Here is a 17,105-nt window from a genome sequence, read left to right as displayed (position 1 = left end):
TAAATTTCCGGCATGCCGCATCCCAGTTCGCGGCGCGCCATTGGCGGGGCGGCTCAGCCGCCCGTCTGTCTCAATGCTTCGGCAAGGCCGGCCATCGAGGTGAAGTGGTAGTCCGGCTCGGTAAAGTTTTCCGGCTCTATCGTACCGCCATATCCCTTCTGGGCGTGGCGGCGTTCGATCCAGCAATTGGTCATGCCCAGTTTCCGGGAAATGCCGATATCGTGGTACTGGCTTTGCGCAACGTGCAGAATGTCGTCCTTCGATGCGCCCTCGCTTTCCACAAAGGCGAAGACCTTTTCGAAGAAAGCGGGATTTGGCTTTTCGGTGCCGGTGTCATCCGCCGTGAAAGCGGCATGAAAAGGATTGCCGAGTTCCTGCGAGAAATATTCGAAGGCCCAGCGCTGGGCGTTGGTCATGGCGATGAGGCGATGCGTCTTGGCAAGCACGGCCATGGCGGCGCGGCTGTCTTCAAAGCCTTTCCAGCTTTTTGCCGCATCGCGCAGGCGCTCACCGAATGCGCGTTCCGCCGGCAGGCCGAGTTCGGGAGCGATGATCAGGTACACCCGCACGAGGTCATCCGGAAACAGGTCGGTCGCGTCGGAATAACGGGCCGCACGGTAGAGCGCGAGCGCCTTTTCACCATCGACCTCCACGCCGTTTTCCGCGCCGATTGCGGTCAGCGTCGATTTCAGGCCGCCTTCGAAATCGATGAGGGTCCCCACCACGTCGAAGCTCATATATTTGAAGTCGCTCAGTTTTTTGGGCAATGTCGGTCTCCGCTTTGCCGCCTCGGTCTCTTGGGGAGACTGCGGCAGATTATTCTGTTCCCGGACGGGGTCCTTGCCCCGTTCCCATTTGCGATTACGCCCTTTTTTATGGCGTTTATTGCCGTTTGCATTAATAGTTTGGCACTTTTGGCGCGCCGGATTCGCCGAAATGGAATAGCTCTTCGGCAGAATATTGCGAATATGCGGTGCGTTGCGACATTTCGAGAGGGTGGCGCAACGCCTCCCGGCTATAGCCTCAGGCCATGGCGGCCCGCACCGCGGGGTCTTCGAGCGTCTGATCGAGGGTCTTCAGCGTCCGCTCGATGATGGCGTCGATCTCGCTGTCGGTGCAGCAGAGCGGCGGCGCGTAACCCAGAATACCGTTCGCAAAGGCACGCACGATCAGGCCGTTTTCCCAAGCGCGGTCGAAAACTTTTCGCGCGGGGGCGGCCGCGGTCGGCAAGGGCGTCTTCCTGTCCTTGTCTGTCACGAGTTCGAGGGCGGCGAGCATGCCGCGCCCGCGGACATCGCCGACCAGCGGATGGCTTCTCAGGCTCTCAAGCCCGGCCATCAGCCTTTGGCCGGCGCGGCGGCCGTTTTCCAGCAGCCCGCCCTCGTAAAGTTTCAGCACTTCGAGACCGACGGCGGCGCTGACGGGATGGGCGGAATAGGTGTAGCCGTGCCCGATTGCGGCCTCGCCTGCGAAGTCGGCTATTGTATCATAGACGTGGTCCGCCATGAAGACGGCGCCCATCGGCACGTAGCCGGAGGTGAGGCCCTTGGCGGTGGTGATGAAGTCCGGCACGATATCCTCGTCAGCGCAGGCAAACAGCGGCCCCGTCCGGCCAAAGCCGGTGATGACCTCGTCGGCGACGAAGAGGATGCCATAGGACCGGCAGAGGTCGCGCATGGCCTTGATCCAGCCGGGAGGCGGTACGAGAACCCCGCCGGAACCCTGGATCGGTTCCGCATAGAAGGCGGCGACACGGTCCGGACCGATCGTCTCGATCTTGTCCTTCAGGATTTGCAGGGAGGATGCGATGATGGCGGCCGGGTCGCTTCCCACCGGGTTACGGTAGGCGTAGTGCGACAGGATTTTGTGCTGCCAGTCGTAGGGCACGCCAAAACCGGCATGGAAAGTGGGCAGGGCGGTGAGGCCCGAACCGGCGGTGGTGGAGCCGTGATAACCCTGTTCGATGGAGATGAACTGGTCGCGTTGCGGCTGACCTTTGGCATGCCAGTAGTAGCGGATGAACCGAATGGTGCTGTCCACCGCATCGGAACCGCCAAGCGTGAAATAGACATGGTTGAGATCGCCCGGCGCGCGGTCGGCAAGCTCGGAGGCGAGCCGGATCGCCGGTTCGCTGCCAATGTCGAAATAGGCCGTCGCATAGGGCAATTCCCGCATCTGCTTTGCCGCCGCTTCAACGATGCTGTCGTGACCATAACCGGCATTGACGCACCACAGGCCGGCAAAACCATCGATCAACTGATGGCCGGTCATGTCGGTGACGGTGGCGCCGCTTGCCGATTTCAGCACCCGCACGCCGAGTTTTTCATGGCCGCGGAAGGAGGAGACGGGGTGCACCAGATGGGCGCGATCCAGTTCGATCAGTGAATTGCTTAACATGGGTCTCTCCGGATTCAGCCGAGTGCCTGGCTGGTCAATGCAAATGTTTTGAATTGTTTGTCGGCTGAGATGTCGGCTTTCGGCCGGCGCATGGCGATGCCGCCACCCACATGGGCAAGGCCGTGTTCGGCAAGCCAGGGGGCAAGACCCGTATCGACCGTGGTGTCCAAACGCAGGAATTCACCGGCTCGTTCGGAAATGACGAAAGCAATCAAATCTTTCGCAATTTCAACATTTTCCGCCACGACGGGGCCGATGACTTCGCCACGTCCGAAGGCGCGCAGGGCGGCAAAACCCTTGGTGACGCCTTGCTCCTGCACGAGTGCAAAGCGCGCCCTCTCTGCAAGCTCTACAAATAGGTTGCCTCGATCTGCACCAAAGGCCTGCGCATCAATCACTGCAAGTTCGGCTGGCTCAACCCTGTCTGCCCATGCAACGCCAGCCGGTTTGTCGGTGGCGAGTGGAACACCCTGATACTGAAGCACCTGGCCGCAGGCAACAAAGCCCATTTTTTCGTAGAGCGGCAGCCCGTCGGACGTCGCCGTCAGACGGCATTCCCGATTTTCTGCTGCTGCCAGCGCCGCCTGCATCAACTGACGGCCGACGCCGCGGCCACGCATCGCCTCATCGACGATCACCATATTCACCGTGGCACAACTGTCGCCGAGCAGGCTCGCCATTGCGGTCCCGACGACGCGGCCGTTCTCAACGGCGACGAAACCCTTGCTGATGGAAAGGACCATGGCCCAGTCCTCTTTCCGGTGCGGCCATCCGGCCTGGCGGGAAAGTTCAACGGCCGCGTCGAGGTGGTCCGGTTGAAACGTTTGGATATCGATCAGGCTCGCCTGCATGCCGGTACTCCCTTGTTCTGCTTATTCATTGATAGACCGATGCCGAAAGAAGATTGTCCCGACAAATGGGAAGGTTCGATATGTTTCGCTGTTGCTTTTATCCGCCGCCGCATCTTATGCCGCGTCTTGTTCGCATCGGTCCGGAGTGCCGGAGAGGGGGATCTGCCAGTCCGCCCCGGCGCAACTCTCTGCCAAACTGGCGGCTGGATACGCAACAATCTGCTTCCGCGAACAGCAATTGCGGTGCGCCGATCGGACAAAGGCATCTATGATCTGATTATTGCAGCCACCACCAATCCCCAAGCAAGGATGACGACGAGATGACAATCTTCCGCCCGAAATACATCACTTTCGATTGCTACGGCACGCTCATTCATTTCCAGATGGCAGAGGCTGCCCGCGATCTCTACGGTGATCGTCTGGGAGAAGCGGAGATGGAGGAATTCATCAAGAATTTTTCCGCCTATCGTCTTGATGAGGTCATGCATGACTGGAAGCCCTACGCAGAGGTCGTTCACAATGCCCTGTCGCGCACCTGCAAGCGCAATGGTGTCGCTTTCAAGGACGAGGATGCGGCAATGGTCTATGAGCGGGTTCCGACCTGGGGGCCGCATGCGGACGTTCCGGCGGGTCTTTCAAAGGTCGCCAAGGAGATTCCGCTGGTCATTCTGTCCAACGCCATGAACTCACAGATCATGTCGAATGTTGCAAAACTCGGCGCACCGTTCCATGCCGTCTATACGGCCGAACAGGCACAGGCCTACAAACCGCATTTCAAGGCGTTCGAATATATGTTCGACATGCTCGGTTGCGGCCCGGAGGACATCCTGCATGTGTCGTCCTCCTTCCGCTACGATCTGATGTCGGCGCACGATCTCGGCATCAAGAACAAGGTCTGGGTTAACCGTGGCCATGAACCTGCAAACCCCTATTACGGTTACACGGAAATTGCCGATATTTCCGGCCTTGCTGGCGTTGTCGGACTGTAAGAGAGGACATTGATCATGAAGCTCGTCTCCTATTGGCACGACACGGCGCCCCTCTTTGCGGGGGCGGCGCAAGGTCCTGTCGAAGGCCATTATGATGTGGCCGTCATCGGTGGCGGCTTCACGGGTCTCGGTGCCGCGCGCCAGCTTGTGAAAGCCGGTGCGCGCGTCGTCGTTCTGGAAGGGCAGCGCGTGGGCTGGGGCGCTTCGGGCCGCAACGGTGGCCATCTCAACAATGGCCTTGCCCATTCCTATCTCTCCGCCAAAGCGGAACTCGGCAAGGAGCGGGCCATCGCGCTCTACCAGGCGCTCGATTCCTCCATCGATACGCTGGAGGCGCTGATTGCGGAGGAGGGGATCGAGTGCAATTTCCGGCGCGCCGGAAAGCTTAAAATGGCATCGAAACCACAGCATTTCGAAGGACTTGCCAGGAATTTCGAAGCCGTTCACGCCGAGGTCGATCCTGATACGGCGCTTTTGTCCGCCGCTGATCTGAAGGCGGAAATCGGCTCGCCTTTCTACGGCGCGATGCTCTCTAAAAAAAGCGCCATGATGCATATGGGCCGTTATGTCGCCGGTCTTGCCGAAGCCGCCAGCCGGCATGGCGCGGTGATCTTCGAAAATGCTGCCGTGACGAAGCATACTCAGAACGGCAAGCTCCATGAGCTGGAAACCCCGCGCGGCAAGGTGACGGCCGACAATGTTCTGGTCGCGACCGGTGCCTATACGCCTTCCGGCTTTGGTTATTTCCGCCGCCGCATCATCGCGGTCGGCAGTTTCATCATCGCCACGCGGCCGCTGACGGATGCCGAGATCAAGGCTTCGGTTCCGGGCAACCGAACCTACGTCAATACCATGAATATCGGCAATTATTTCCGTCTGGCGCCGGACAATCGCTTGATTTTCGGCGGCCGCGCCCGTTTTTCCGCGACATCGGACCAGCGTTCCGACGCCAAGAGCGGTGCGATCCTGACTGAAAGCCTGCATCGCATCTTCCCGCAGCTTGCCCATGTGCCGATCGATTATTGCTGGGGCGGACTGGTCGATATGACCAAGGACCGTTATCCGCGCGCCGGTTTTCATGACGGTGTCTGGTACGCCATGGGCTATTCCGGCCATGGCGCACAGCTTTCCACCCATCTCGGCATGATCATGGCTGACGCCATTCTGGGACGGCCGGACAGGAACCCGCTAAAAGGGCTGGATTGGCCGGCGGTGCCGGGGCACTTCGGAAAGCCCTGGTTCCTGCCGCTGGTAGGCTATTATTACAAGATGCTCGACACGTTTCGATAATTCAAGAGCGGCCTCCGGGCCGCTTTTTTGTTGCATCTGCAAAAAAGAAGGGCCGCAGAGCGGCCCTTTAGGCGGGGAGGAAAGAAGTGGGCGTCAGGCAAGCCCACCGATATGAAAGGCCTTGGTTTCCAGATATTCTTCGATCCCGATCTGCGCGCCCTCGCGGCCGAGACCGGATTGCTTGACGCCGCCGAAAGGGGCGACCTCTGTGGAGATCAATCCGGTATTGAGGCCGACCATGCCGAATTCCAGCGCTTCGCCCACGCGCCAGGCGCGCTTGAGGTTCTCGGTGTAAAAATAGGCGGCAAGGCCAAAGGGTGTTCCATTGGCGATGGCGAGCGCCTCTTCTTCCGTCTCGAAGCGGAAGAGCGGAGCGACCGGTCCGAAAGTCTCCTCGCTCGCCAGCTGCATCGCCGTCGTTGCGCCCGTCAGCACCACGGGCGCTGTATATTGCGGACCATCAGGCAGATTGCGCGGCTTGGTGATGATCGTGGCACCCTTGGAGACGGCGTCATCGATATGGGCGCGGATTTTCGCGATGGCCGGTTGGTTGATCATCGGGCCGATGGAAACGCCCGCTTCCGTTCCGGGGCCAACGCGCATGGCGTCGACGCGATCCGCCAGCTTCTTCGCAAAGGCGTCATAAACGCCAGACTGCACCAGAATCCGGTTGGCGCAGACGCAGGTCTGGCCACCATTGCGGAATTTCGAAACCAACGCACCTTCAACGGCGAGATCGAGATCGGCATCGTCAAAAACGATGAAAGGCGCATTGCCGCCCAGTTCCAGCGACAGCCGTTTGATGCTGTCCGCAGCGCCGCGCATCAACAGCGAACCGACGCGGGTGGAACCGGTGAAGGAAATTTTCCGAACCGTCTCGTTGGCCATGATTTCATTGCCGATATCAGTCGGCATGCCGGTGACGATGTTGATGACGCCTGCGGGGATGCCCGCCCGTTCGGCGAGCACGCCAAGCGCCAAGGCCGAATAGGGCGTGAATTCCGAAGGCTTGATAACGACGGTGCAGCCGGTGGCGAGTGCCGGCGCGACCTTGCGGGTGATCATCGCATTCGGGAAATTCCATGGCGTGATGATGCCGCAGACGCCGACCGGCTCCTTCAGCACCACGATGCGCCTGTCTGGCGTCGGTGAGGGGATGGTGCCGCCGCCGATGCGCCGGGCCTCTTCGGCAAACCATTTGACGAAGGATGCGCCGTAGCGGATTTCTCCCTTGGCCTCATCAAGCGGTTTTCCCTGTTCGATGGTGAGGAGCAGGCCGAGATCGTCGATATTCTCGATCATCAGCGCAAACCATTTTTCCAGAAGGGCGGCACGCTCCGCATGGGTCTTTTTCTTCCATGGACCGAAGGCCGCGTTGGCAGCCTCGATTGCCGCGCGGGTTTCCGCGCCGCCCATATCAGGCACGGTGCCGATAACCGCCTGTGTCGCCGGATCGATGACATCCACCACCTTGCCCGATGCTGCCGCCTTCCATGCGCCACCGATCAAGCCCGTCTGGCGAAAGAGTTCCTTGTCCTTCAAGCCTTGCATCATAAGTCTCCGAAATCAGGCGAGTGCCGCGAGAACCGCGGCGGTGATGGTGTCCGTCTTGTCCTTGCCCGGCACGGTGCCGATGCCGCGAGCGGTCGCCGTTTCCAGCGCCGTCATGATCCTTGCTGCCGCATCCTTTTCGCCAAGATGCTCCAGCATCATCGCGCCGGACCAGATGGCGGCGATGGGGTTGGCGATGCCGAGATGGGCGATATCAGGGGCGGAACCGTGCACCGGCTCGAACATCGAGGGCGCGCTGCGGTCGGGATTGATATTGGCGGAGGCGGCAAAACCCAGACCGCCCTGAATGGCCGCGCCGAGATCGGTCAGAATGTCTCCGAAGAGGTTGGAGGCGACCACGACATCGAGACTTTCCGGCGCCATCACCATGCGCGCCGCCATGGCATCGATGTGGTAGCTCGTGACCTCGACATCTGGATACTCCGCCGCGAGCTTATGGGTCACCTCGTCCCAGAACACCATCGAATATTTCTGGGCATTGGACTTGGTGATGGATGCGAGCTTGCCGCGACGTTTTTGCGCCTGTTCGAAACCGAAGCGCAGGATTCGCTCCACACCCTTGCGGGTGAAGATCGAGGTTTCGACGGCGACCTCGTCGTCCGTGCCCTGATGCACACGCCCGCCAGCGCCGGAATATTCGCCTTCCGTGTTTTCGCGGATGCAGAGAATATCGAAGCCGTCCGCCTTCAAGGGCCCTTGCACGCCGGGCAGCAGCCGGTGCGGGCGGATATTGGCATATTGCACGAAAGCCTTGCGGATCGGCAGCAGTAGACCGTGCAGCGACACCGAGTCAGGCACTTCCGCCGGCCAGCCGACCGCGCCGAGCATGATGGCGTCGAAGCCGCGCAGCGTTTCGATGCCGTCCTTCGGCATCATCGACCCGGTTTCCTTGTAGAAGGCGCAGGACCAGGGGAATTCGGTTCCTTCGAGCGCAAAACCGGAGGTTTGGGCGACGGCATTGAGGACCTGCCACGCCGCGTCCGTCACGCTTTGGCCGATGCCGTCTCCGGGAATGAGTGCGATGCGATGCGTTTTCAAGAGAATTCCCCTGTTACAGTCCGATAAGGACGCTTTTGCTCTTGCGGTTGGCGAGATAGGCCGCGCGTCCGAGATCCTTGCCGATGCCGGAGCGTTTGTAACCGCCGGTCGGCAATATGTGGTCGCGCGAACGCCCGTAACGATTGACCCAGATCGTTCCGGCCTGGATCGCGCGCGACAGTCGCAGGACACGCGAGACGTCGCGGCTGAAAAGACCCGCCGCCAGACCGTATGTCGGATGATCGGCAAGCGCCAGAGCCTCTTCTTCCGTGCGGAAGGTCTGTAGTGTCAGCACCGGCCCGAAGATTTCCTCGGTGACGGCAGGGGAGGTCTGGTCGACATTGGCGATCAGCGTCGGCTGATAGAAATAGCCGGGGCCATCCATCACTGCGCCACCCGTCAGGCATTCGCCGCCATGGGCGACCGCCGCCTGCACGATGCCATCGATGCGCTTGCGCTGCACCTCGGAGATGATCGGGGAATATTGCGTCGTCTCATCCCAGGTCGGGCCGGGCCTCACCGTTTTCATGCGGGCGATGATCGCGGCGCAAAGGGCGTCGGCCGCACTTTCCTCAACGATGATGCGCGAGCCGGCGACACAGGCCTGTCCCGCATTGGAAAGAATATTGCCGGCGATCGCTGCTGCCGCCTTTTCAATATCGGCATCGGCAAAGACCAGCTGCGGGCTTTTGCCGCCGAGTTCCAGCGTCATGGGCTTGATGCCGGTGCGGGCGACATTGGCCATGATGGCGGCACCGGCGGCGGTTGAGCCGGTGAAGCTGACCTTGGAAATCTCGGGATGGCCGGTGATGGCGTTGCCCGTCACGGGCCCGTCGCCGAGTACGATGTTGATGAGGCCGGCGGGCAGGCCGGCCTTGATGGCCAGTTCAGCCATGAAAATGCTGGAGAAAGGCGTCATTTCCGATGGTTTCAGCACCACGGCATTGCCGGCCGCGAGCGCCGGGCCGAGTTTCCAGCCCGCCATGGAGACGGGGAAATTCCAAGGGGTAATCGCGCCGACCACGCCATAGGGTTCGGTCATGATCATGCCGAGGCTCGTATCGTCGGTCGGTACGAGATCGCCGCCTTCCTTGTCGGCGAATTCGGCGAAGAAGCGGATCTGTTCGGCGGTCACGGCAATGTCCCCGGCAATCAGCTGGCCGACGGGCCGCGTGGAGGACAGCGCTTCGATCTTCGCCAGGGTCTCGGCTTCCTGCTCGATCAGGTCGGCCCAGCGCTGCAGGGCCTTCGTGCGTTCGCGCGGGCGCACGCCACCCCAGTTGCTGCTTTTCAGCGCGGCCTTGGCAGTCTGCACCGCTTCATCGACCAGCGCGGCATCCGCCCTGGGGCAGCCGGCATATTCGACGCCGTCCGAAGGGCGATGCATGTCGATGCCGTTTTGAGCCGGGATCAGCTGACCGCCGATGAAATGGCCGATCGGCAAGGACAGGCTGTCTGGATCGAAGCTGAGCGTCATGGGAAACCCTCTGTGGAGATGCCTCAAACCTAGTCCCTGATGGCAAGCAGCATCGACCGACTGCGGTGGGGGCGGTGAACGAAAATCCTGTTTTGCCGCCGGCGGACAGCGCAATCTTCGGTGCGTGTGTCCGCCGGTATTTTCCCGGCACAAACCCTCACGGGCGATGCCGGAATGCAGGATCTCAGCTCATCCGTTCACGGTGACGTAAATCTTGCGCACGGTCTCGATGGTCTTCCACACGCCGACGAAACCCGGCTTCATGACGAAGCTGTCGCCCGCCGTGTAACGCAGCGGCGCGCCGCCCTCCGGTGTGATTTCGATGACGCCTTCGAGAATATGGCAGAATTCGAAGGTCTCGCCCTTGATGGATCGGGTTTCGCCCTGGGTGGCTTCCCAGATGCCGGTGTGGACGGTGCCGTTGCGGGCTTCGTCCAGCGCCCAGGTCTTGAAGGCCGGATCGCCGGCGATGAGGCGTTCAGGCAGGGCCTTGGAGGCCTTGGGTTCGAAGGCGGGATTGGTGTCTATGGTCTTGAGAAGCGGCATGGGTGTCCTTTCCTGGAACGGTGTGGGTTAGTATCCGCGGTTACGATCAACGAGGCCGAGCGGCTCGAGACCGGACTGGTATCGTTTGATGTTCTCGACAACGGTGCGCGCTGCCGAATGCGGCTGGGTGACGCTGGCGATATGCGGCGTCAGGAGAATTTTCGGATGGGTCCAGAAGGCATGGTTTTCCGGAAGCGGTTCCGGATCGGTGACGTCAATCATCGCGCCCGAAAGCAAGCCCCGATCCAGCGCATCGATAAGGGCGTCGTGGTCGAGCTGTTTGCCGCGCCCGGCATGAACCAGCCCCGCGCCCTCGGGCAGCATCGCCAGACGTTCGCCGTTCAAAAGCCCGGTGGTCTCTTCGGTCAGCGGTAGCAAGCAAACGAGAATATCGCTTGTCGAGAGGATGGTGGCCAATCCGGTTTCCCCATGATGGCAGGTCACGCCGTCGATCTCGCGCGGTGAGCGGCTCCAGCCAGAAAGCGGAAATCCGAAGGGTTTCAGCTGTTCCAGCGCCGCAACGCCCAGCATGCCGAGGCCGAGAACGCCCACCCGGCACTCTTCCGCCTGACGCTGCGGCAGGGCCTTCCAGAGTTGCTGGCGCTGCTGCTTCAAATAAACCGGCAGGTTGCGGTGAAGCGCCAGCACACCGAGGCTCACATATTCTTGCATCATGCGGATGATGCCGTCATCCACCATGCGCACGACTTTTACATGCGCAGGGACGGCTTCGATGTGGAACTGATCGACGCCAGCACCGATGGAAAACAGGATTTCGAGATTGCGGTAGCGGCCGATATCATCAGGTACAGTCCAGGTGATGAGGTATCGAACCGCATCCGGATCAACGCTGGCTGCATCCATCGAAAAAGGCAGTTCCGGCAAGTCGCGGGCCAGAGCCTGCCGGAAAATCTCGCCGCGCTTCGCGTCGGAATTGAAGAAGAAAGTCATCTGAAATCCGTGGTTCCGAAGGTTTAAACCGTGCAGCGGTTCGCCAGTGTTTCCAGCATTGACTGGCAAGCCGACAGTTCACCGACCGTTATGAATTCGTTCGGCTTGTGGGCGCGGCCGATATCGCCCGGGCCGCAGATGATAGCGTCGATGCCAGTCGCCTGAAAAAGCCCGGCCTCTGTGCCGTAGCTGACGGCGGCGATGCATGGCGCGTCGGTCAATTCTTCCAGAAGCTTCACGAGCGGTGCATTGGCGGCAAGGGACAGAGCCGGATAATCGCTCATCGGCGTCCATTCGATATCGATGCCCTCGGCGGCAAGCGCTTCGACGCCGTCGCGCACCGGCTGGAGCAGAGCCACCGGCGATACCCCGGCAATTGCCCGCGCTTCCAGTTCGATGGCGCAGAGATCGGGGATGATATTGATCGCCTGTCCGCCTTTCACCGTGCCGATCTGCAGGGAGGAATAGGGCGGCTCGAACGTCGCTTCGAAGGGCCCCTCCGTGAGAGCCCGTGCGGTCTCGACCGCCTTTGCCATGATGCCGGTCATCAGATGAATGGCGTTCACGCCCTGATCCGGCCGTGAGGAATGGCCGGAGCAGCCGCGAATAGTGATGCGTGCGGCGGCCTTGCCCTTGTGGGCGCGCACGGCGCGCAGATTGCTCGGTTCGCCGATGATCGCGCCCGCCGGTTTTGCGCATAGTTCCGGCAATCGGGCGATCATGTGCGGCACGCCGCGACAGCCCGCCTCCTCGTCATAGGAAAAGGCAATATGCACGGGCCGCTTCGACGCCATGCGCGAAAATGCCGGTGCAGCGGCGAGAACCGTGGCAAGAAAACCTTTCATGTCCGTGGTTCCGCGCCCGTAAAGACACTCGCCTTCGGCTCTCAGCGTGAAGGGATCGGAGGACCATTCCGGCTCACCGGCAGGTACCACATCCATATGGCCGGATAGGATGTATCCGGCGACATCCGTCGGGCCGAAGCTCGCGAAGAGATTGACGCGGTCGCCCTCCGGGCCGGCAAGCAGCGATACTTTCGCGCCGTGGCTTTCCAGATAATCGGCGATCCATCCGGCGATATCGCCATTGGCGGTTCCGACGACCGATGGGAAGCCGACAAGACGCTCCAGAATGTCGATTGCGTTCATGGCTGTCTCCGTCGCTTCAACGCCGAAAAGCTTAGAGCGGCCTGCGGCGTTTATCTGCTGAAATAGGGGTGATTTCAGTAGATTGTTGTGTCCTTCCAGCGCTTTCGGAAAATTCCTGCCGGCAAGGCTGGTTATCTTCGGATGTCGTGGGCTGGGTTGCCGGGATCAAGGTTCCGCGCCGGAGGAAATGAGAGCCGTTTGTCATGGAGCTGCTCAAGGTCGATAGTTTCGAGTTGCGAACCGTGGATATCGCCGATGTGGAGGCCGATCATCTGCACGCCCTCTCCATGGCTGTCGGGTGGCGATATCACGCGAATGAATGGTGTTTCCTGCGTCAATGTGGCGTCGGTCTTGCCGCGCTTGACGAAATCGACCGCGTTTTCGCAACTGCGATGCTGTTTCGCTATGATGAGGGTTTTGCGACGCTCGGCATGGTCATCGTTTCGCCGCGCCTTCAGGGGCAGGGCGTGGCACCATGGCTGGTGCGGCTGCTTCTGGCGAAATTCCCTGCCATATCCCTGAGGCTCAACGCCACGGACGAGTCGAGGCGGTTGTTTGCCGGGCTGGGTTTTGCCGGAGAGACGGAAAAAGTACATCTCCTTCGGGGCAAGGCGCGCTGCCTTGCCGAGATGCCGGCGCTTGGAAGAAAACAGAGGATCGAGCCACTTTCGGAGGACCATTTGTCCGCTGTTGCGGATCTGGATGAGACGGCTTTCGGTGTCTCGCGCCGGCGCGTCCTGCAGCGTCTCCTGCGGGAAGACGAAGGTTATGGCCTGTTTGAGGCGGATCGTCTTGAGGCATTTGCATTGCGACGCGCAGCGGGGCGGGGCCATATTGTCGGCCCGGTCGTTGCGGGCGACGAAACGGCGGCCATCGCGCTGGTCAGGCGGCATTTTTCCGATTTGGGCGGTCAGCTTGTCCGTCTTGATGCCGTTCGTGACAGCGGTCTTCTGACCGACTTCCTGGCGCAATCCGGGCTGGTGGTGATCGAAACGCTCACCACCATGTCGAAAGGCGCGCCGCAACCGGCAGGCTGCGGTTCCGCAATGATTTTCGCCCTGGCAGGCCCGTCTTTGTGCTGAGGTGCGGCACTATCGCAATTGACGCCCCGCTTCTTGCCCCTTATGTGAGAAAGCGACGGTTCCTGCAGCCGAAAGGCGAAGGGATTAATAGGGAACATGGTGCGGGCGATCTTTTTCGCCCAATGCCGTGGCTGCCCCCGCAACTGTAAGCGGATTGTCGTTCATCCCCGTGACGCTTCAAGGCGTCATGCCACTGTATTTTTCGGAATACGGGAAGGCAGATGAGAGACGCAAATCCGTGAGCCAGGAGACCTGCCGTCAAAATATGAACCATCGTTACGGGCGGGGAAGCCCGGAGGAGGATTTTGTAATGTTATTTCATAACATTTCGTTTGCGTCCTATTACCGTTCTCCGTACAAGACGTCCCGCTGTTGCTGCGCGTTCTGACGCCTGCTGCTCTGGAATAAGTTTTACTTTCGACTGGAGAACACATGTTTCATTCTAGACGCCTGCCGGTTCACGCCGGCTTTCTGGCAACCGTGCTTTCGGTTTTGCCTGTGGTCGGCGCCAATGCCGCCGAAACCACCTATCCCCTGACAATCAACAGCTGCGGTCAGGAGATCACCTTCAAGCAGGCGCCCACCCGCACCGTTTCCGTTGGCCAGAGCACGACAGAGGTTCTTTACCTGCTTGGCGTTGCGGACAAGGTCGTCGGCACGGCGCTGTGGATCGGTCCGGTTCTGAAGGGCTACGAGGAGGCCAATGCCAAGGTCGAGCGACTGGCCGATAATGATCCGAGCTTCGAGGCGGTCGTCGGCAAGAAGCCGGACCTTGTCACGACGCAGTTCCAGTGGCAGATCGGTCCCGAGGGTGTTGTCGGAACGCCGGCGCAATTCGCCGAACTCGGTATTCCCGTCTATACCTCGCCTGCCGATTGCGTCGGCAAGGACAATTCCGGCGGTGGTGATGGTGTACGCAACACCGGCTTCACCATGGAGTTGATCTATCAGGAAGTCCGCGACCTCGCCAAAATCTTCGACGTGCAGGACCGCGGTGAAGAGGTCGTTGCCGACCTGAAGAAGCGTGAAGAAGCCGCCCGTGCCAAGATCGCCTCAGCCAATGGCAAGCTTTCCGCCGTCTTCTGGTTCTCGAGCGCCGAGCTGGATATCGATCCCTATGTCGCAGGTCGCAATGGCGCTCCCGGCTACATCATGTCCGCGCTGGGGTTAAAGAACGTCATCGAAAGCGATGAAGAATGGCCGACCGTCGGCTGGGAAACCATCGCCAAGGCCAATCCGTCCATCATCGTCGCCGGCAAGATGGATCGCCGCCGTTTCCCCGCCGACGACATCGCCGTCAAGTTGAAGTTCCTCGCCACCGATCCCGTGGCCAGCATCATGCCCGCCGTCAAGGAAGGTCATGTGTTCGAGATGGATGCACAGGCGATGAACCCGACCATTCGAACCATCGAAGGTATTGAAACGCTGGCCGAGGCGATTTCGGCCGCTGGCCTCGCCAAGTGAACCGTTTCACCACCCATCTTGGTAGGGCGGGGCTGGCATTTGCCGCGCTCGCCCTGCTGCTCGTCGCGCTGATGGCCGGGGCGGCCATCGGCGAGACTGCCATCCCTTTGGATGTTGTAGCAAAGACGATTGCCAACCGCGTTTTCCATGCGGGTTATCCGCTTGAACCGCTGGATGAAGGCATCGTCTGGAGTTACCGCCTCAGCCGCGCCGTTGTTGCCGCTTGCTGCGGGGCGTCGCTGGCGCTCGCCGGAGCAGTGCTGCAATCTCTTTTACGCAATCCGCTTGCCGATCCCTATATTCTCGGCATCTCCGCTGGGGCCTCCACCGGTGCCGTCGCCGTGGCACTTCTGGGCTTCGGCGCGGGCTTTCTGACGATGCCGGCGGGCGCGCTCATCGGCGCTTTTGTCGCTTTTTCGCTGGTCAGCCTTCTGGCCGTGCGGGCGGGGCATGGCAACAGCGCCATCATTCTGGCGGGCGTTGCCGGTTCGCAACTGTTCAACGCCATGACCTCCTTCATCGTCACCAAATCCGCCAATGCTGAACAGGCGCGCGGTATCATGTTCTGGCTGCTCGGCAATCTTTCCGGCGTGCGCTGGCCGGATGTCTGGCTGGCGCTACCGGTCAGCCTTGCGGGCCTTATCGTTTGTCTCTGGTACGCGCGGGCGCTCGATGCCTTCGCATTCGGCGGTCAGGCCGCAGCCTCGCTCGGTATTCCGGTGCGCTGGGTCTATACCGTGCTGATCTCGGTTTCGGCGATCATGACGGCTGCGATGGTGTCGCTGGTCGGCTCCATCGGCTTCGTGGGCCTCGTCATTCCGCATGCTGCGCGCATCTTCGTCGGCGTTCGCCATGGTATCTTGCTGCCGGTGACGGCGCTGACCGGCGCGGTTTTCATGATCGTCGCGGATATTCTCTCTCGCATCGTCATTCCGGGCCAGGTGCTGCCCATCGGCGTCATCACCGCGCTCGTCGGCGCGCCCGCCTTTGCCTTCATCCTCGGGCAGAAGAGGGGGCGTTCATGAAACTGTCCGCCCACGACCTGCATTTCCACGCCGGCAATATAGACATCTTGCGCGGCGTTTCACTCGATGTCGGTTCCGGTGAGTTTCTCGGTGTCATCGGACCGAACGGTTCCGGCAAAAGCACGCTGCTCTCCATGCTGGCAGGCATTCGCAAGCCGCGCCGGGGTCACGTTACGCTCGGAGATGAACCGCTTGCCTCGCTGGGACGGCGAGACCTTGCCCGCCGGCTCGCCTTCGTTGAGCAGCAGGCTGAAACCACCGAACGCATCACCGCACGACAGGCCGTGGAGCTTGGACGCACGCCCTACCTCGGGCCGCTTTCCGCCTGGTCGCAGCAGGATGACGCCATCGTTGACGCAGCACTCGCCAATGTGGATATGGCTGATAAGGCGGAGCGCAGCTGGCACCATCTTTCCGGCGGCGAACGGCAGCGCCTGCATATCGCCCGCGCGTTGACGCAGGAGCCGCATGTCCTGCTTCTGGACGAGCCGACCAACCATCTCGACATAGGTCACCAGATCGGCCTGCTCGATCTGGTGCGCCGACAAGGCCTGACCGTTGTAGCGGCGCTGCACGACCTCAATCACGCCGCCATGTTCTGTGACCGCGTCGCCATCATGCACCGGGGCGAGATGATCGCGGTCGGTCCGCCGCGCGAGGTGCTGACACCGGCGACAATAGCCGCCGTCTTCGGGGTGGAGTGCGTGGTCACCACGGATGAGGGGGGCTTTTCCCATATTCGTTTTTTGCCGGCCCATGGGCGGGCCGAGCATGCAAGGAAAGTATTGGCACGATGATGACAGTCATTACGTTCGCAAGCTCTGCTGCAAAGGCCAGACGGTTTTGTGCCGCTGCCGCAATCGCCGTTTCGGCCGCAGGGTTTCCCCTTCACGCTTTGGCCGAGACCTTCGAGGTGAAGATGATGAACAGGGGCGAAAAAGGCCCGATGGTGTTCGAGCCCGATTTTCTCGAGATCGCCCCCGGTGACCGCGTGCGCTTCGTGCCGACCCACAAGAGCCACAATGCCGCGACCATTGACGGCATGGTTCCAGAAGGTGTCGAGGGTTTCAAGAGCCGGATCAATGACGAATTTGAGACCGGCTTTGAAAAACCGGGCTTTTACGGCATCAAATGCTCGCCGCATTATGGCATGGGCATGGTCATGCTGATCAAGGTCGGCGAGGCCACCCTGCCGCAGAGCTACCGGACTGTGGACGTGCCCGTCCGGGCAAAGCCAAGGTTCGAGGACCTCTTCGAGCAGGCGGAAAAATAAAG

17 protein-coding genes and 1 riboswitch are annotated in these 17,105 nt (G+C 60.9%); of the genes, 8 read left to right on the top strand and 9 right to left on the bottom strand.

The features are described from left to right. Positions 1 to 53: 53 nt before the first annotated feature. The 3 genes from BS627_RS20985 to BS627_RS20975 form a co-directional block, all read right to left on the bottom strand. On the bottom strand, positions 54 to 767 hold the full coding sequence (locus tag BS627_RS20985; RefSeq protein ID WP_077985095.1) for an HAD-IA family hydrolase: 714 nt from the start codon (positions 765 to 767) through the stop codon (positions 54 to 56). Between the two features lie 256 nt (positions 768 to 1,023). Continuing rightward, entirely contained in the window at positions 1,024 to 2,397 is a 1,374-nt protein-coding gene (locus tag BS627_RS20980; protein WP_077985094.1) for an aspartate aminotransferase family protein, read from the bottom strand. Positions 2,398 to 2,411: 14 nt separating this feature from the next. Continuing rightward, positions 2,412 to 3,248, bottom strand: coding sequence for a GNAT family N-acetyltransferase (locus BS627_RS20975; RefSeq protein ID WP_077985093.1), 837 nt, complete (start codon positions 3,246 to 3,248; stop codon positions 2,412 to 2,414). Here BS627_RS20975 and BS627_RS24655 point away from each other — a divergent pair. From BS627_RS24655 to BS627_RS20965, 3 genes are read left to right on the top strand one after another with little or no spacing between them, the layout of a single operon-like run. Continuing rightward, on the top strand, positions 3,213 to 3,572 hold the full coding sequence (locus BS627_RS24655) for a hypothetical protein (RefSeq protein WP_165691333.1): 360 nt from the start codon (positions 3,213 to 3,215) through the stop codon (positions 3,570 to 3,572). The genes BS627_RS20975 and BS627_RS24655 overlap by 36 nt on opposite strands. Beyond that, positions 3,569 to 4,237 carry a haloacid dehalogenase type II gene (locus BS627_RS20970; protein WP_077985092.1) on the top strand — a complete coding sequence of 223 codons (669 nt, stop codon included), beginning with the start codon at positions 3,569 to 3,571 and terminating at the stop codon, positions 4,235 to 4,237. Before BS627_RS24655 ends, BS627_RS20970 begins: the two co-directional genes overlap by 4 nt. A 15-nt stretch (positions 4,238 to 4,252) precedes the next feature. Further along, positions 4,253 to 5,527 carry an NAD(P)/FAD-dependent oxidoreductase gene (locus tag BS627_RS20965; protein WP_077985091.1) on the top strand — a complete coding sequence of 425 codons (1,275 nt, stop codon included), beginning with the start codon at positions 4,253 to 4,255 and terminating at the stop codon, positions 5,525 to 5,527. Positions 5,528 to 5,620: 93 nt separating this feature from the next. On the opposite strand, the gene BS627_RS20960 is transcribed toward BS627_RS20965, so the two are convergent. The 6 genes from BS627_RS20960 to argE form a co-directional block, all read right to left on the bottom strand. Next, positions 5,621 to 7,078 (bottom strand): NAD-dependent succinate-semialdehyde dehydrogenase, encoded by a 1,458-nt coding sequence (locus BS627_RS20960; RefSeq protein WP_077985310.1) that lies wholly within the window; start codon positions 7,076 to 7,078, stop codon positions 5,621 to 5,623. Between the two features lie 15 nt (positions 7,079 to 7,093). Next, positions 7,094 to 8,137, bottom strand: a complete 1,044-nt coding sequence (locus tag BS627_RS20955) for a tartrate dehydrogenase (RefSeq protein WP_077985090.1) — start codon at positions 8,135 to 8,137, stop codon at positions 7,094 to 7,096. Positions 8,138 to 8,150: 13 nt separating this feature from the next. After that, positions 8,151 to 9,614 (bottom strand): aldehyde dehydrogenase family protein, encoded by a 1,464-nt coding sequence (locus BS627_RS20950; protein WP_077985089.1) that lies wholly within the window; start codon positions 9,612 to 9,614, stop codon positions 8,151 to 8,153. 189 nt (positions 9,615 to 9,803) lie between these two features. Beyond that, complete coding sequence (locus BS627_RS20945; RefSeq protein ID WP_077985088.1) at positions 9,804 to 10,160, bottom strand: cupin domain-containing protein; 357 nt, start codon at positions 10,158 to 10,160, stop codon at positions 9,804 to 9,806. 27 nt (positions 10,161 to 10,187) lie between these two features. Continuing rightward, positions 10,188 to 11,111 carry a 2-hydroxyacid dehydrogenase gene (locus BS627_RS20940; protein ID WP_077985087.1) on the bottom strand — a complete coding sequence of 308 codons (924 nt, stop codon included), beginning with the start codon at positions 11,109 to 11,111 and terminating at the stop codon, positions 10,188 to 10,190. Positions 11,112 to 11,134: 23 nt separating this feature from the next. Next, positions 11,135 to 12,259 (bottom strand): acetylornithine deacetylase, encoded by a 1,125-nt coding sequence (argE, locus tag BS627_RS20935; protein WP_077985086.1) that lies wholly within the window; start codon positions 12,257 to 12,259, stop codon positions 11,135 to 11,137. Positions 12,260 to 12,462: 203 nt separating this feature from the next. Between argE and BS627_RS20930 the strand changes: the two genes are divergently transcribed. The 5 genes from BS627_RS20930 (at position 12,463) to BS627_RS20910 (ending at position 17,103) form a co-directional block, all read left to right on the top strand. After that, positions 12,463 to 13,341 (top strand): GNAT family N-acetyltransferase, encoded by an 879-nt coding sequence (locus tag BS627_RS20930; RefSeq protein ID WP_077985085.1) that lies wholly within the window; start codon positions 12,463 to 12,465, stop codon positions 13,339 to 13,341. 39 nt (positions 13,342 to 13,380) lie between these two features. Further along, positions 13,381 to 13,615, top strand: a riboswitch (cobalamin riboswitch). 158 nt (positions 13,616 to 13,773) lie between these two features. Beyond that, positions 13,774 to 14,805, top strand: a complete 1,032-nt coding sequence (locus BS627_RS20925; RefSeq protein WP_077985084.1) for an ABC transporter substrate-binding protein — start codon at positions 13,774 to 13,776, stop codon at positions 14,803 to 14,805. 71 nt (positions 14,806 to 14,876) lie between these two features. Continuing rightward, on the top strand, positions 14,877 to 15,830 hold the full coding sequence (locus BS627_RS20920) for a FecCD family ABC transporter permease (RefSeq protein ID WP_374637545.1): 954 nt from the start codon (positions 14,877 to 14,879) through the stop codon (positions 15,828 to 15,830). Then, complete coding sequence (locus BS627_RS20915; protein ID WP_077985082.1) at positions 15,827 to 16,627, top strand: ABC transporter ATP-binding protein; 801 nt, start codon at positions 15,827 to 15,829, stop codon at positions 16,625 to 16,627. The genes BS627_RS20920 and BS627_RS20915 overlap by 4 nt, the downstream gene beginning before the upstream one ends. After that, positions 16,624 to 17,103, top strand: coding sequence for a pseudoazurin (locus tag BS627_RS20910; protein WP_077985081.1), 480 nt, complete (start codon positions 16,624 to 16,626; stop codon positions 17,101 to 17,103). The genes BS627_RS20915 and BS627_RS20910 overlap by 4 nt, the downstream gene beginning before the upstream one ends. Positions 17,104 to 17,105 lie beyond the last annotated feature (2 nt).

It is taken from the genome of Agrobacterium salinitolerans, assembly GCF_002008225.1.
GTDB classification, from domain to species: Bacteria; Pseudomonadota; Alphaproteobacteria; order Rhizobiales; family Rhizobiaceae; genus Agrobacterium; species Agrobacterium salinitolerans.
This window is presented reverse-complemented; position numbering and strand designations above follow the sequence as displayed.